General features: G+C 57.9%; 11 protein-coding genes and 2 pseudogenes. 7 read left to right on the top strand and 6 right to left on the bottom strand.

The features are described 5' to 3' along the window. Positions 1 to 299: 299 nt before the first annotated feature. Positions 300 to 461: a Thivi_2564 family membrane protein gene (locus tag ASD63_RS36755; protein WP_089046019.1), complete on the top strand. Its 162-nt coding sequence runs from the start codon at positions 300 to 302 to the stop codon at positions 459 to 461. Positions 462 to 608: 147 nt separating this feature from the next. Next, a pseudogene (locus ASD63_RS36095) lies at positions 609 to 786 on the top strand (Na+/H+ antiporter NhaA); the annotation flags it as partial. Between the two features lie 286 nt (positions 787 to 1,072). On the opposite strand, the gene ASD63_RS11075 reads toward ASD63_RS36095, so the two are convergent. The 3 genes from ASD63_RS11075 to ASD63_RS11070 all read right to left on the bottom strand — a co-directional run bounded on the left by ASD63_RS11075 (position 1,073) and on the right by ASD63_RS11070 (position 3,531). Beyond that, positions 1,073 to 2,851 (bottom strand): SLC13 family permease, encoded by a 1,779-nt coding sequence (locus ASD63_RS11075; protein WP_060520235.1) that lies wholly within the window; start codon positions 2,849 to 2,851, stop codon positions 1,073 to 1,075. A 164-nt stretch (positions 2,852 to 3,015) separates the two neighbouring features. Then, on the bottom strand, positions 3,016 to 3,138 hold the full coding sequence (locus tag ASD63_RS36610; protein ID WP_029742645.1) for a hypothetical protein: 123 nt from the start codon (positions 3,136 to 3,138) through the stop codon (positions 3,016 to 3,018). Between the two features lie 51 nt (positions 3,139 to 3,189). Next, complete coding sequence (locus tag ASD63_RS11070) at positions 3,190 to 3,531, bottom strand: hypothetical protein (protein WP_029742644.1); 342 nt, start codon at positions 3,529 to 3,531, stop codon at positions 3,190 to 3,192. A gap of 831 nt (positions 3,532 to 4,362) precedes the next feature. Between ASD63_RS11070 and ASD63_RS34095 the strand changes: the two genes are divergently transcribed. After that, positions 4,363 to 4,623 carry a hypothetical protein gene (locus ASD63_RS34095; RefSeq protein ID WP_060520234.1) on the top strand — a complete coding sequence of 87 codons (261 nt, stop codon included), beginning with the start codon at positions 4,363 to 4,365 and terminating at the stop codon, positions 4,621 to 4,623. A 234-nt stretch (positions 4,624 to 4,857) separates the two neighbouring features. Here the strand turns inward: ASD63_RS34095 and ASD63_RS11065 are convergent, their stop codons facing one another. Further along, positions 4,858 to 5,595: an NYN domain-containing protein gene (locus tag ASD63_RS11065; RefSeq protein ID WP_060529275.1), complete on the bottom strand. Its 738-nt coding sequence runs from the start codon at positions 5,593 to 5,595 to the stop codon at positions 4,858 to 4,860. A 904-nt stretch (positions 5,596 to 6,499) separates the two neighbouring features. Here ASD63_RS11065 and ASD63_RS11060 point away from each other — a divergent pair. Then, a complete protein-coding gene (locus ASD63_RS11060; protein WP_060529274.1) occupies positions 6,500 to 7,606 on the top strand; it encodes an AI-2E family transporter in 1,107 nt (368 codons plus the stop codon). 176 nt (positions 7,607 to 7,782) lie between these two features. Here ASD63_RS11060 and ASD63_RS35450 read toward each other — a convergent pair whose 3' ends face one another. Together ASD63_RS35450 and ASD63_RS35445 are read right to left on the bottom strand one after the other, a co-directional pair. Continuing rightward, entirely contained in the window at positions 7,783 to 8,082 is a 300-nt protein-coding gene (locus ASD63_RS35450) for a hypothetical protein (RefSeq protein WP_089046020.1), read from the bottom strand. Positions 8,083 to 8,389: 307 nt separating this feature from the next. Beyond that, positions 8,390 to 8,788, bottom strand: a pseudogene (locus ASD63_RS35445) (DUF892 family protein); the annotation flags it as partial. 583 nt (positions 8,789 to 9,371) lie between these two features. Between ASD63_RS35445 and ASD63_RS11050 the strand changes: the two are divergent. The 3 genes from ASD63_RS11050 (at position 9,372) to ASD63_RS34080 (ending at position 14,576) form a co-directional block, all read left to right on the top strand. Further along, positions 9,372 to 9,614, top strand: coding sequence for a hypothetical protein (locus ASD63_RS11050; protein WP_060529273.1), 243 nt, complete (start codon positions 9,372 to 9,374; stop codon positions 9,612 to 9,614). Between the two features lie 632 nt (positions 9,615 to 10,246). Beyond that, positions 10,247 to 13,681 carry a chemotaxis protein CheB gene (locus tag ASD63_RS36090; RefSeq protein ID WP_060529272.1) on the top strand — a complete coding sequence of 1,145 codons (3,435 nt, stop codon included), beginning with the start codon at positions 10,247 to 10,249 and terminating at the stop codon, positions 13,679 to 13,681. Next, positions 13,569 to 14,576 carry an HWE histidine kinase domain-containing protein gene (locus tag ASD63_RS34080; protein ID WP_244497231.1) on the top strand — a complete coding sequence of 336 codons (1,008 nt, stop codon included), beginning with the start codon at positions 13,569 to 13,571 and terminating at the stop codon, positions 14,574 to 14,576. Before ASD63_RS36090 ends, ASD63_RS34080 begins: the two co-directional genes overlap by 113 nt. The last annotated feature ends 417 nt before the right edge of the window (positions 14,577 to 14,993 follow it).

Genomic DNA, 14,993 nt, shown 5'->3' with positions numbered 1-14,993 from the left:
GTGTATCAATTTGGTATTACTTGACCCCTTTTCGATCATCGATCTATATTAAGCTGCTAGCGAAAACAAACCTTCGCGATTGTAGCTTACGTGGCATCAATAAGGTTAAGGTTCGGGTTTCTGCCGCTCGAAAGTTTCGAGTGCGTTGAAACCATGTGCTTCCTATGCCGATATCAATCTACGTAAGACTATTTAGACTGTGGGCCTAGATACTAAGAGCATCGCTGACGTTCTCTTTTTATCGGCGCATGATCGGTGTGGCGCTGCCGGCAGGCGGTTCCTTCGAAGGAAACCTGGGCATGTCCATCATAATTAGCGTCCTGGTCACGGCCCTTATCATCCCCTTGGTGCTGTATCTTGTGCAAAAACTTCCGATTGACTCGACGATGAAGCAGATGGCCCAGATCGTTGTTGTAGTCGTCGGCATAATTCTATTGCTCAGCTCTCTGGACGTATTCTGATCATTGCACTAGCTTGCCATTACTCGATCCAGACGACGGTTCGGCCAGGAGTTGCTCACTGCCCGCCTTTGCAACGAAATTGAAGCCGGTGTTATCGAGACTCTATTGTGAAGGTTGCCGCCCGCGCCGTGAAACTGCGTTTTTGGGGCCTGTCCAGACGAGCTATTATGGACACTGTTGGCTGCCGGAAGCCTCCTCGCCGGGTTCGGCTTCACCATGGCTCCGTTCCTGCCGAGCTTCTGATTCCGTCAAGCTCGGCATTCTCAGCGCTTCCGTCATCTCTGCAGCCCTGGGTATCCTGGCGCTGAACTGGCTGATATCTCCTGGCAGTTGTCGTAGCTCGCTCCATCGGCGCCGCTCCGCGTTCTATTGTCTGGGTCGGCGATTGCCTGCCCTCAACTCGCGAGAGACGCGGCCGGGCATAGTAGCACCCCGTCTACGCGATGTTCGAACAGCCACCCCTCGAGTGCGGGAGTAAGACCGCATACATTCGGCTTAACTTGAAAAGCGGAATAATAATTCCGCGTCTGAGGTGCTCGTCTCCCGTGCCACCGGCAGACCTTAGATGCCACCACGGTGAATCTGAAAATGGAATTGAAACAACGCTTGCGCTAAAGGGGCGGCCAAAACCACAGGATCAGAGGCACGCCCAGCACGACCACAATGAACGAGAGCGGCAGCCCCAACTTCCAATAGTCGCTGAAACGATAACCGCCGGGTCCCAACACCAAGGTGTTGCACTGGTGCCCAACAGGCGTAAGAAAATCACAAGCCGCCCCCACCGCGACTGCCATCAAAAAGGCGTCCGGATTGTAGCCAAGGCGCTGAGCAAGGGTGACAGCGATCGGCGCGACGACGAGAACGGTGGCTGCATTGTTCAGGAACGGTGTTGCGGCCATTGCGACCACCATGATCATTGCAAGGGCCCCATAGGGAGGCAACGTGGCAGCAAGTTGAGCGAGGCCGCCGGCGATTAGGTCGGCACCACCGGTCACACGGATCGACTCGCTGACCGGAATGAGAGCGCCCAACATTATCAGTATGGGCCAATCGACAGCCTCGTAAGCTTCCCGAAGCGAAAGTGAACCGAGCATTACCGTCAGCACGGCAGCCGTAAAGAAGGCCGTGGAGACGGGCAGCAGGCCGAATGCCGTTAGCATCATGGCACCAGCCAGGACCACCACCGGCATCAGGCCTTTTCGGGGGTTCCCCAAGCGGATTTCGCGTCCGACCAACGGAAGAAGTCCGAGTTCCATCAACCTGGTCGGGAGAAGCACGAGATCGCCCTTCAAAACGAGAACGTCGCCTGGTCTTAACACGATGTCGCGCAATCGATCAGTGAATCGTTCGCTGCTTCGGCTTACCGCGAGTAGATTGATATTGAAGCGATCATGCAGCGCCAAACGTTTGGCGGTTTGCCCGATCAAGACTGATTTCGGGCCGATCACTGCTTCAATTCCGGCAATCTCCTCATCGGCTCCCTTTGCTTCCGTCGGGCGGTCGTGCCCCTCAAGTTCCAAACGCGCACGACTGATGCCCCGTTCGAGCGCCTGAGGGTCTCCTTCCAACAGAACGATATCGCCTTGATGGAGAATGACCTCCGGCAGGGGCATCAGCGGTTCGACCCGATTGCGAATGAGGCCAGTGACCAGAACCTCCTCGTCCAACAAGATCGACAGGTGACGGATCGACTTGCCGATGACGGACGAAGTCGCAGTGATGCGGGCCTCTGTCATGTAGTCGTTAATGTTCAGCGCCTTCTCCATTGTCGCGGCCGCCTTGCGCTCCTTTGGAAGCAGCCGGTAACCAAACGCCAGAAAGATCACGCCCGCTGCGGCAAGCCCTATGCCGACGGGGGTGAAATCGAACATGTTGAAAGGGCGGCCCGTCAGTTCCTCGCGCATCCGGGAGACGACGATGTTTGGCGATGTTCCGATGAGAGTCGTGAGACCGCCAAGCAAGGAAGCGAACGCCATAGGCATGAGAAAAGACGACGGGGAGGCTTTCGACCGGCGCGCCATCTGGAATGCGACTGGGATCATCATCGCCAAAGCGCCGATGTTCTTGATGAAGATGGAGAGTACCGAGACAGTCGTCACGAGAATGACAACCTGACCCTGGACAGAGGTCACGCTTGGCGCCGCCCGATGGAGGAGTGCCTCTATCACGCCACTTCGCTCAATCGCGGCGCTGACGACCAGCGCGCTGGCTACAATGATGACAATGTCGTCGCCGAAGCCGGAAAACGCTGCCTTGTGGGGCACTATCCCGGTGAAAACTGCGGCAAGCAACGCGAGAACCGCAATGAGGTCGTAGCGGAGCCGTCCCCAAATGAAAGCGACCATCAGGCCGATCAGAATGGCGAAGGCGAAAGCCTGAGCCTGTGTCATGGATAAAGTCCCGACCAACTCTTCCCAATGCCGGGCCCATTTTACTCGCCTGAAAGAGCTAATGTCTGGATTGCTTACCAGCTTTTTTCAAAGGCGCGGCACCCCGAACGTCCATCCAGGACGTTTTCCAGCCTCGTAGCCCGGATGCACGCATGATCAGGCGACTACAGGATGCTTCCGAAGAGGACCGAATAGACAATCACTGCAATCGCCAGCGTAAACGCAAGCGATACCAACAGGCGCGTGAAGTCGTACGTAGAGAAGCGGGCGGGAATGAGGTTTTTCATAACGATCTCCTATGTTTCGTCGAGATTCCCAACGAGCCGCGTTACCGCGCTTCACGATAGTGCGCGACTGCAACTCGTGCTGACCTTGCTGACGACGTCAGCTGGAACTTGGATGTTGGCCATAATGCTCGCTACGAGTTCGTCACGCTTCGCACGATTGGCGTAGCCCTGAAGCGTTGCGAGATCCGTGCTGGTGGCAGTAGCCATTCGTCCAGCGGTGTCTGAACAGATGCCGGCAAAGGCGTCCACTCTGGCCGTTTCTGCCGCCAGATTGCTGGCAGTCGTAGTGGTGAGCCATCCCGCATTGAAGCCGATGATTGGGCTGAAGAAAAGCCCGACCACCAAACCAATGGCGTAGGGTTTTGCATGTTCAAGGATTTGTCCGAAGGTCATGGATTAATTCCCTTTAATCAGGTGATTATCGGGATCGTTGCGGGCCCGCGCTCCGACCAGGAGCCAATGGCAATCCAGATTTACTACAGTGCGCTTTAAAAGATTTAATGTAAACAACCAATTCAATTGTTCATTAAAAAGTACGTTTCAAATAATTATCGTGCATAAATTTGAGCCGAAAACGACCGCATCTCGATTTATCAGTGCTCGTATATTTATAGAGTCTGGACGTATTTTTCGATAAAACAGATTAGCAATTAGCAAACAAAGTAAAGACGTATTCAAGGCATAGAGAGTTTTGATTGCTTTTGGCGCAAGATTGGCTTTTTGCTTTACCAAACTTATCGATCTCGATTTCGCATATTCACCTGCGGCGCGCTGCGCAGTGATTGACGCCAAACGGCCCGATCCCGGCTGAATCTCGCCCACGTATGCCGCAGAAAAGGAGGGCAGCGTGTTGCCCGGACGAAACATCGAAAGTCCATTTCGACCGACCATTTTGGATGCTAGACCTCGGCGAGATAGTGGCACCTGGCGAATAGCCGCAATCTTGCCGTCACCCTAACCGTATCGGCAACGTTAAAGTGTCACCATCGATCCCGACCGGTCTGTCAGTGGGCCATAGAGATCGCGCAAATATTTCACCCCGTGCGGCGGAAACGATCCACATCGCCAAATCCGCTTCAGGTACATCTCGCCTCGGTATCGCATCCGCAATGATGAACTCGGCCACGAGCAAGAGAGCAACGAAAGACAATCCGCAGCCGATGAACAGGGCATGGCGGCCGATAGCAGAGCAGTGTCGCCAGTCGTGGTACATCGGCTGCCGCAATGAAAAGCAAACACGAAGAACACGCGTTCGTCATCAGCGAATGGGAATCCGAAGGGGGGGCGCCGAACAGGTCTGAACAGCTCGGTCAGTATGGTCGCCGTTTCGACGGAGACGGAACCTATTCGATTTATCACCTCTTCACGGGAAAGACCGCAGAAATAGGCACCTGGAAGATGGAAGGGCTCAGCCCTAAAAATGCAGCGCGAGCGCTGCGTATTCTCAATAGCCCCAAGCTGGCCGGCAGTCGCCTCCGCCCGTGAAGAAACATTCGCAGCGTGTGTTGATAGGAGGCGCTGCGGCCCGGCGTCTGCCCAGCATTCCATCGGCCGAAGCCCTACTACGTTCGGAGATCGCTATTCCATGCTCAGAGCCCGCTGCGGAGCCGATACCGCCGGTTGCACTCCCAGGCGTTACCGGAGCTCTGAACCCGGCGACGTCAACGGCTGACTATGTCGTCCGATGCGAGTATGTTGGAGGGCGTATGCCTGCAATCTTTACTGTGCCTTGGTACCTTGCTTCAGGCGAATGCTGACGGGCCGGCCCTCCGCATGCTGGACCTCGAACTTGTTTGTCTTTCGGATGAGGTCGCTGCGCTTTCGAAACCCGAAGGTACGCGGATCAAAGTCTGGTGCCAAGTTGAGCAGTTGCTTGCCAACAGTACCGAGGTTTACCCAACCTTCCTCGGTTTCTTCTTGGGCAAGAACTTTTTTTATCAACGGCACGGCGGCGCTCACCGGTTGCAAGGACTTTGCGGCTGATGCGGTATCCTGTTCGTCTTTCCCTGCGTCTGCGAGCAGGTTCTCAGTGTAGATGAATCGGCGGCAGGCCTGCCGGAAGCTCTCCGGAGTCTTTTGTTCGCCAAAGCCAAAAACGTCGATGCCCTGCTCGCGAATACGGGCGGCCAAACGCGTGAAATCGCTATCGGACGAAACGAGGCAGAAGCCATCAAAACGACCACTATGCAGCAGGTCCATGGCGTCGATCACGAGCGTGATATCTGAAGCGTTCTTGCCGGTGGTGTAGGCGAACTGCTGCTGGGGAATGATCGCGTGTTTCGCGAGCACATCCGCCCAGGCCTTGGAACGCGTGCCCGAGAAATCGCCGTAAATGCGGCGGACACTCGCTTCCCCGATCTTTGCCACCTCTTCGAACAACCCGTCGGCGATCTTTGCCGAGGTATTGTCAGCGTCGATAAGGACCGCCAGGCGTGGTGATCGAGGCTCGAACGGCATGCTTTGCTCCTCTCGTCCAATCATCAAAGCTTAGCAGCCGGTTCGCCATAGCACTATCCGGCTTTCCAGCCAGCACTCTTTTTCACCCGCATCAACGCCATCAGCATCGGGCCGAGGGAGAATTCCCCCGGCCTTTTGCCGATCAGATCCCTGAGATAGCCGCCTGGCGAAACTGATATACCCCGCCCCAAGGGTGATCACGCTTACATTTATGGAGGCGTAGTCCGGCAATTGGAGATTGCTGGTCCTTTGGAGATGCGAAAGGTCATCTGAAGATGATTGTGCGGCTTGACAGAGGGCCCATGGCGGCAAGCCGCTAAGAGAAGACGGGAAACGTCATGGGCGATGGTCAACGGCGTCTGGCGTCGCGCCAAATAACAGCTCTGAACAATGGCGAGCGGGTTTACCGTCGCCCACCGCTGGCGCCGGAACGAACGCGCATTTGGCGCGTTACATCCTACGTTGGAGTACGGCAGGAAATAGCATCGTCAATCATCCTGATCGACGATAACCAGGTACTCCCAAGAGGCCCCGATGGATATCACCACACTACTCATCATCGTTCTCGTTGTTCTCTTGCTGGGCGGCGGCTGGTACGGTCGCGGTCGCTGGTATTGAGCCGTTCGTCACGGGCGGGCACTCCCCTATCCTGGACTGATCGGATTTCTCGAAGCGATCCCTTTGAGGCCCATCGTGACCGGATCGCAGCATTATGGGTCAGTGAGTTCCGCGCATCCCTAGCTCCGAGAGTGTTTCAGCAACGCCCGTCGGAGCTACTCGTTCTGAACCTCTGACCGCTGCCAGGTTTCAGCGTTTCCGCAGTGGCCGTCCAATGACTTGCCATGCGAGGCGTCGCCCCGCTTTCTGGCAAAACGGCGATCGGTCCAGAGGAGGCGGATCGGTAATGTTAGATCTTCGCAGCTGGATAGGCTCTGTACTCGCTCTCGGTGCGCTTACACTTCTATTTGTCGGCTGCGCGCTGGTGCTTTGGCCCTTCCTCTCGGCTTTGCTATGGGCTGCGGTTATCTGTTTTTCGACGTGGCCTCTCTACCGCCAATGCGAACGTGCCGTCGGAGGATACCGTGCCGCTGCCGCGGCGATAATGACGATGGTGGTGGTCTTTGCTTTGGCAGCACCGCTTGCGTTCTTTGTGACCGCGCTCGTGGACGACATTGAGAACCTGGCAGAAGCGATTACGCAGGTCCTGGAGGAAGGGCCTTCGGCGCCACCCAACTGGGTCAACGGTCTACCCATCCTCGGCGAAGGCGTCGCGGCCTACTGGGAGAACCTCGCTCACGATGCTCCAGCGTTCATAGCTGAGCTCAAGAAATTAACAGGCCCAATCACGGACATCGCGCTTTCAGGCGGAGCGGCCCTCGGCGGCGTCCTGATTGAACTTGCCCTCAGCATATTCATCACCTTCTTTCTGTTTCTGCATGGTCGTCGCATGATCGGCTTCATGCGCCAGATCAGCGAGCGCGTTGCTGGCCCGCGGTCCAAGAGGCTGCTGACGGTCATCGGTGCGACCGTAAAGGGGGTCGTCTATGGGATGATCGGAACCGCGCTTGCGCAGGGCTTGCTTGCCGGTACCGGCTTCTGGATCGCCGGTGTGCCCCAGCCCGTATTGTTGGGTTGCCTAACTTTTGCGCTGTCATTCGTGCCGGGTGGTCCACCGTTTCTTTGGGTGCCGGTGGGGCTTTGGCTTCTGCTCCAAGGTTCCATGGGCTGGGCGATTTTCGTTGGCTTGTGGGGTTTTCTTCTTGTCAGCAGCATCGACAATTTCCTGCGGCCGTACCTGCTCAACCAAAACACCAATCTGCCGGTGTTGCTCAGTTTGTTTGGACTGGTTGGCGGGGTGCTCGCCTTTGGGTTGATTGGGCTCTTTCTTGGGCCCACATTGTTGGCGGTCGCGTACAATCTGTTTCTCGAGTGGGTGGCAGCCGAGATCGAGGGACGGGTCCAAGCAGCCTCCGGCTTGCCCGTGGATTTGGCAACCAGCTCAGAGAACTGAGCAACGTTGTAAATCGGGCCTTACTGAAGTTCCTGTCTGGCCGGGCGCTTCTCACCGGCGGCCCGGCGATAGCAATGGCCTGGCAGTGACCTCATGCTTTGCCTGTCGAGGAGATAGCGGCTACCGGCACCAAAGTGAGCAATGCAGAAGAAAACGGCAATTGGTGCCCCATCCGATCAATGGACTGTCTCCGGCGTTGCGAGATCAGGCTGTACGCCGCCACCTTCGTTTTCCCAGCGGTCGACATCTTCACACGGGAAAGGTGGCGAGAGCATTTCGATCTGGCTCATCAGAATGGTGACGAGCGCTGCTTCGGAGCAAGTGCCGCGTTGAAAAGCCGAGATCAGCAATCGAGCTGCGGCTCGTCTTTTCGCGCGGTGCCACGCACTCCCGACATCGAATATCCCGACGGTGTCGAGCACCCGTTTGAGCATATCGAGGGGAACGGGGACATGGGAGGCTACGTTGGAAGACATCTTGTCCTCCTTTGGTTGGAGGCATATCCGCAGACCGAACTTGAGGCCTGCTTAAGAGTTTGCCTGCCATCACTGTGATCCCGCTGCAAAGATATGGGAAGCACTTTCGTGATCGCAGTCTGATATCATGAGTGGAGACGACAGACTGGACCCCCGGCTTTAGCCGAGAAGCTTTGCTAGAGTCCCGGTCCCGACGCGAAGCTTGAGACCGTAGCCTTTGCCCGGCTCGATAAAAGGATAAGGCCGGGCTGGTGTTTGCGTCAGGCCGCTTTTCGGCGGTCTGATTGACGACCTTGGTGGCGGTCGCGGTCAGGGCAATCTCCGCGCCTGCTCTTCGTCAAGCGTCGTCAGAAGCAGCTTGGCGGCGTCTTTCATGCCCAGCTCCAGCGCCCAGGTCCTCAGCGCGCCGTTAGCGTGACATTTGTGTTCGACAGCCTGTGCGGCTGCAAGCAGTCCGGCGTCGAGCGCGGGCGAACCTGGATACTCTTCCATGATCGAGGCGCCTTCCCATGATCGCGTCACACGTCTTTTCAGGCTTTTTGCCGGTGATCCTGAACACTTCGTCCAGCCGCTCGACATGGACCTTTGTCTCTGCGAGATGCTTGATAGACGCGTCTTTGAGGTGCTTGCTCTCGGCGGCATCGCGCATCACGTGTTGGAGCGCACATGTTACCTGACGGTGCGCCGGTTTAGCGCCCGGGCCAATTCAATAGTTCGCCAGCCTTCATGACGTTCTCCCCTTTCTTCAGGGATTCCAGCACACGAACCTTCGCGAATGTTCCACACATCCCGGTTGGCCTACGCTGACCTTGAATTGACCTCAATTGACGCGCATGCTCATTAAATCGATTTAAGCCTGCTTGGCTTCTCGCGCGTCAGAAACTCTCGCCATTTCCCCCTTAGATCGTCGCGTCGTAGCGCTGCGCCCTGCAGCGGTATCGGCCCACAACCATCATCACAAACGAGATCGCGTGCCGGCTACAAATGCCGGTATGGAGAGGAGATGTCATGTTCGACTGAACGATCAACCGGACAATCCATTTCGACCGGCCGTTCAGATTGCCGGGCGTTGATGAGACAATAGTTGCGGGCGACTACGATATAGGTGCCGATCGAATGGCATAACTGCCTAGCCTGCCGTGATGTTGCCACCGCCATCAAATGGCCCGTGACAGTCGAGAACCGCTCCGGCAAGCGAATGATTCCAATTGAACCCGACGAGATGGCGCGTCTGATCGCGCTTGGTGGCGCCGTAATATCAGATGCGCCAAGACAGGAGATAGACGCAAATGGAATCTACCCATCGAAAAAATGAGATTGTCATCGCGCGCTGGCAGCGAGACGGTGGGGCACCCGGTAACTTGGGCAAACTCTATCAATACGGCAGGCGTGTGGAAGGTGACGAGTCCTGGACGATTTACCACGTGTTTACGGGAGTGCCGGCCCATATCGACTCCTGGACGATGACCGGTCTCGATCAACAGTTGGCCTCCGATGTGCTTCACATCCTCAATCGGCCTCTCCAGATCTAGGAGGAGGCGAAACGGGTGCCCGAATTCAGCGAGAATGGGAACGACTTGATGAACGTCGCGGAAATCGACCTGCTGAGGCGTGTGTCGACGCAGTTTGCGCAAGGTATCAGATACAACGGTTCTCGTGCTGAACATCTCGCACGGCTTCTGGTGTCCGAGTTCCGAGTATCCATTTCGAACGAAAGCTCTCTCTTGGCCGCTGTGCTACCAGCCTACGTCAGGCGGGAGAACGCGCCATCTGGATTAAACAGCGGAGGGTGAGTTGATATGTCGTCTTCAACGACGCAGGACGACAACAACGAGCTGCCGCCCTTCTGTAAACGTTATCCGTTTCGGCGATTTCGACTTTGCGACACGAGCCGATCGAGCGCGTGCAGCCGACTTTACGCGCCCGCATGTTGCGCGCAACATATTCGCCGCAAGGAAGGTCAATGATCACGTAAATCTTGCGGCCAAGACGTTTTTGCCGTCCATCAGTTGATGGCCTCGGCGGTTGCCCAGAGGGATATATTCATGAAGCGGCGCCACTTGGCGCACGTTCTCAGCTCTTCACGCGCAATGGCGCATCATTGAAAGGGTGTCCCGTGCCAAGACAATCATTTGTAAAGAGCGGTCCTAAAGAACCTGCGGCGGTGCGGACGCTTGCAAGAAAGACGGCCTCTTCTGTTGCTGCCGCCGACATTCCGGTCGTCGGCATCGGCGCGTCAGCTGGCGGCATCGAGGCACTGAGCAGCTTTTTTGACGCCATGCCGGTTAACAGCGGCTGTGCCTTCGTCGTAGTGCTGCATCTCGATCCGAAGCGCAAAAGCGAGATGGCGCGCATTCTTGGCTCTCACACTAGAATGCCAGTCGTGCAGGTCGAAGGCGCACTATCGCTCGCGCCCGACAGCGTCTACGTCATTGCCCCCGATACGGATCTCAAGCTGGAATCCCAGCGGCTGAGAGTATCAAGGCCAGCGGAGCCTCGCGGGAAGCGGCATCCGATCGACGTGCTGTTTGCGTCGATCGCGGCGGAACGCCATGAGCGCTCAGTTGCAATCGTGCTTTCGGGGACCGGAAGCGACGGCACGGAAGGCCTGAAGCAGATCCGGGCGGAAGGCGGGATGAGCCTGGTGCAATCGCCCGAGACTGCCAGATTCGATGCTATGCCGCGAAGTGCGATCGCTGCTGGGCTTGCCGACCATGTGCTGGCTGCCGAGGCGATGCCAGCAATCCTGGTTGCGTATCTCAAGCATGGCTATGTTTCCGATCCCGCCGGGGTCGAGCCCGGTCACGTGGCGGGCGAAGCGGCGATAGAACAGATCCTGGACGTCGTGCGCGCTCGAAACGGGCACGATTTCGGCAGCTACAAGCGCAACACCCTGAGGCGGCGCATTCATCGTCGCATGGGGCTGAGAAACATCAACACACCCTTGGACTATGTCAAAGATCTCCGGACCGACGCCGGCGAGGCGGCCGCCTTGGCGGCCGACCTGATGATCAGCGTGACCGGGTTCTTCCGAGATCCGGAAGCATGGAGGGCGCTCGCCAGCCTCGCAATCGCGCCACTCGTTGCAGAACGCGACAGCGGCAGTGAGATCCGCATCTGGGTTCCTGCCTGTGCCACGGGAGAAGAGGCCTATACCAACGCCATGCTAATAACCGAGCAGGCGGAGGCCGCCGGAAAGCGGTTCGATCTGAAAGTCTTTGCCACCGACGCGCTGGAGGGGAATCTGCACAAGGCGCGTGACGGCATTTATCCCGCATCCGCGCTCGCAGATTTTCCGCCAGAACGTATCTGCCGTTTCTTCGAAAAGCTTGATGGTTGCTTCCAGGTCAGAAAGGAGCTCCGCGACTCGGTCGTGTTCGCAGCACACAACGTGCTTCGCGATCCGCCGTTCTCTCGGCTCGACCTCATTTCCTGTCGTAATTTCCTGATCTATCTGGAGCCGGAGGCGCAGCAGCGCGTCATCGCGCAATACCATTTCGCGCTTCGTCCGGGCGGACATCTGTTCCTCGGCAATGCCGAGACGATCGGACGGCATGATGAGCTCTTCGACACCATCTCGAAGAAGTGGCGCATTTATGCCCGCACCGGACCAACGCGCCACGATCTCATCGACTATCGGCCTCTGCGCGGATCGGTTGGCGCGGGAACTGCGGGCGGGCCGCTCGCCACGCCAGCGGAATCGGCGAGGCTGGCTGAGACTGCGCGCCGGGCCCTGCTGGAGCGCTACGCGCCTGCGTCGGTGTTGATCGATCAGAAAGGTCGTGCTCTATATTTCCATGGGTCGACCGGCGACTATCTGGAGCAGCCTTCGGGAGAGCCCACCAGAGATCTGCTCGCCATGACGCGGGAGGGATTGGGCCTCAAGCTACGCGGTGCGCTGCGAGAAGCCACGAAGGGCGACAGGACCGCCACGGTTCATGCGCGGGTGCGACAGAACGGAGCGTCGCGGCGGGTCGCCATGACCGTGATGCCGCTGCCGGCTTCGCCACAGGGCGGCAAACTGATTCTGGTGAGCTTTACGGCGGATGAAGCGCCTGCCGCGTCCGGCGATCCAGCCGGCCACGACGTGCTCGAAACGACGTCCGGCGAGCGGGCACTTCAGGAAGAACTGATCTCGATGCGCGCCGAGTTGCGCAACACCATCGAGCACCTCGAGACCGCCAACGAGGAGCTGAAGGCTTCAAATGAGGAAGCGATCTCGATGAACGAGGAACTTCAGTCCACCAACGAAGAGCTCGAAACCTCCAAGGAAGAGCTACAGTCCTTCAACGAGGAGCTGAACACCGTCAACAGCCAGCTTCAGCACAAGATCTCCGAGTTGGAGCGCTCCACCAATGATCTGAACAACCTTCTGGCCGGCTCGGAAACGGCAACGCTGTTTCTCGATGAGAAGTTAGCAATCACTTGGTTCGCACCGGCGATGAAGGAGCTTTTCAACCTCGTGACTTCCGACATCGGTCGACCAATCGCCCACTTTGCGCGCAAGTTCTCCGACGAGAACCTGCTCGATGATACGCAGACAGTGCTCAGCAAACTCACGACCATCGAGGCCGAAATTCGCGCGGACACCGGGCGCTGGTACCTCCGTCGTATCCTGCCTTACCGCACGCGAGACAACCGCATCGCCGGCATCGTGATCACTTTCAGCGATATCACTGAACGAAGGGCGGCCGCCGAGGCCGTTGACGACGCGCGCCTCTACGCCGAGGCGATCGTCAGGACGGTGCGGCAGCCCCTGATCGTTCTCGACGCCGAGCTGCGGGTGGTCTCGGCCAATCCCGCCTTCTACGATCTGTTCAAGGTTTTGCGGAAAGACACCGAGGGCAGGCTGCTCTACGCGCTTGGCAACGGGCAGTGGGACGTTCCCGCCCTTCGGATGTTGCTTGAAGAGGTGCTGTCGAAGGACCAGGAACTTTCCGACTACGAGGTCGAACACGAATTTCGCGAGATCGGCCGGCGCAGCATGATACTCAATGCCCGCAAGCTCTCCGAAGGCGACGGCCGAGACGGACTGATCCTGCTCGCCATCGAGGATGTCACCGAACGCAGAGAGGCCGATAGCATTGTTCGCACCAGTGAACAGCGCCTGAGGGATCTTGTCGGGTCGCTGCCGGGCGCAGTTTACACCACTGACGCGGAAGGCCGGATCACGTCCTACAATCCGGCTGCCGCTGAATTGTGGGGACGCAGTCCGGATCTAGGCACGGCGTGGTGCGGATCCTGGCGTTTGTATCGACCGGATGGTACGGTCCTGCCGCACGACCAATGCCCCATGGCAATTGCCCTGAGGGAGAAAAGATCGATACACGCTGCCGAAGCCGCGGCTGAGCGACCCGACGGCGTGCGCGTGCCCTTCTTTGGCCTATCCGACCCCTTTGCGAGACGCCTCCGGCGAGGTCACCGGGGCGGTGAACATGCTGGTGGACATCTCCGAACGCAAGCAGGCCGAGGCGGTGGCGCAACGCCTGGCCGCCATCGTCGCCTCGTCAGACGACGCGATCATCAGCAAGTCGCTGGAGGGCGTCGTCAAAAGCTGGAACATCGGCGCAGAGCGGCTGTTCGGCTACGAGGCCGATGAGATTGTCGGCCAATCGATAATGACCCTGGTTCCGCCGGACCGCCACGATGAGGAGCGGGATATCCTGGAGCGTGTCCGAAGGGGCGAGCACATTCAGCACTACGAGACGCTGCGCCAGCGCAAGGACGGAAGCGAGATGTGGGTTTCATTGACGATCTCACCGCTCAGGAATGCCGTGGGCGTTGTCATCGGCGCTTCGACCATCGCACGAGACATGACTGAACGGCGGCGCGCCGATCAGCATCGCATAACCCTGATGGGGGAGCTCAACCATCGCGTCAAGAACACGATGGCTGTCATTCAATCTATCGCGGCGCAGACACTGGGGCACGCATCGACGCTGGAGGAAGCGCGGGAGGCTTTCGGGTCGCGGCTGATCAATCTGTCCAAAGCGCACGACCTTCTGACGCGAGAGAGCTGGCAGAGCGCAGATCTGCGTGAAATCGTGGCCGATACGGTGAGGCCTCATGCCGGGGGAGAAAACCGCTTCCAGATTGAAGGCCCGAGCATTCGGCTTTCGCCGAGTGCGGCATTGGCGGTTGCCATGGCGCTCCATGAACTTAGTACGAATGCCGCAAAATATGGTGCACTTACGTCGGAAAAAGGCCGCGTCCTGATCGCATGGAAAATCCAAGGCGAGGGCGCCGGACGGCAGCTCTTCCTAAGCTGGCGGGAGAGCGGCGGACCTCCGGTCGCTCGGCCGACACGCAAGGGTTTTGGCTCACTCCTGATTGAACGGGCACTGGCTTCGGAACTGCGAGGAGAGGTTCGTGTTGGCTACGAGATCACCGGCCTTGAGTGCACGATGGTCGCACCAATTCCCGCCGGTGAAGATTTCCTGGGAGGGCGAAGTGGCCAAAGCGGAGGGGCGGCGGATTCTGATCGTCGAGGATGAAGTTCTCATTCTCTAAACCTTGAGGACCTTCTCACTGAAATGGGACATGAGGTCGTGGCTTGCCGCAGCTTAATGCCGCGACGCATCTAGCAGCTCAAAGGAACTCGATTTTGCCCTTCTCCACATAAACTTAGGTAGAGATACGTCGTTTCCGGCGGCCGCCATCTTGCCCGCAAGATATTCGGCTTCGCTGCCGCGTCCGGAATAACGGGCTTTTTAGCGTGACACGGCGACTTGGCTGAAATCCGCTCATGCACGTGCAGGAGCAACGACCGGGTTGCTTCGCCGAAATGTCCATATCTTCCCGGCCTTAGCCGGCAATAGGCCGCATGCAGGTGAGGAATGTTATTTCATAAAACCGGGGTACTACGTAACCGCTGTTTTCGCCCCACATTGTCTGCCGTCGCCTGATCTGTG

The sequence above is a fragment of the Ensifer sp. Root558 genome (genome assembly GCF_001427045.1).
GTDB lineage: Bacteria > Pseudomonadota > Alphaproteobacteria > Rhizobiales > Rhizobiaceae > Ensifer > Ensifer adhaerens.
The sequence above is the reverse complement of the archived record's forward strand: the minus strand, read 5'-3'. Positions and strand labels throughout refer to the sequence as shown.

Coding starts and splice junctions, on each gene's coding strand:
- ASD63_RS36755 (WP_089046019.1), top strand. CDS start 300: ATGTCCATCATAATTAGCGTCCTGGTCACGGCCCTTATCATCCCCTTG.
- ASD63_RS11075 (WP_060520235.1), bottom strand. CDS start 2,851: ATGACACAGGCTCAGGCTTTCGCCTTCGCCATTCTGATCGGCCTGATG.
- ASD63_RS36610 (WP_029742645.1), bottom strand. CDS start 3,138: ATGAAAAACCTCATTCCCGCCCGCTTCTCTACGTACGACTTCACGCGC.
- ASD63_RS11070 (WP_029742644.1), bottom strand. CDS start 3,531: ATGACCTTCGGACAAATCCTTGAACATGCAAAACCCTACGCCATTGGT.
- ASD63_RS34095 (WP_060520234.1), top strand. CDS start 4,363: ATGAAAAGCAAACACGAAGAACACGCGTTCGTCATCAGCGAATGGGAA.
- ASD63_RS11065 (WP_060529275.1), bottom strand. CDS start 5,595: ATGCCGTTCGAGCCTCGATCACCACGCCTGGCGGTCCTTATCGACGCT.
- ASD63_RS11060 (WP_060529274.1), top strand. CDS start 6,500: ATGTTAGATCTTCGCAGCTGGATAGGCTCTGTACTCGCTCTCGGTGCG.
- ASD63_RS35450 (WP_089046020.1), bottom strand. CDS start 8,082: ATGTCTTCCAACGTAGCCTCCCATGTCCCCGTTCCCCTCGATATGCTC.
- ASD63_RS11050 (WP_060529273.1), top strand. CDS start 9,372: ATGGAATCTACCCATCGAAAAAATGAGATTGTCATCGCGCGCTGGCAG.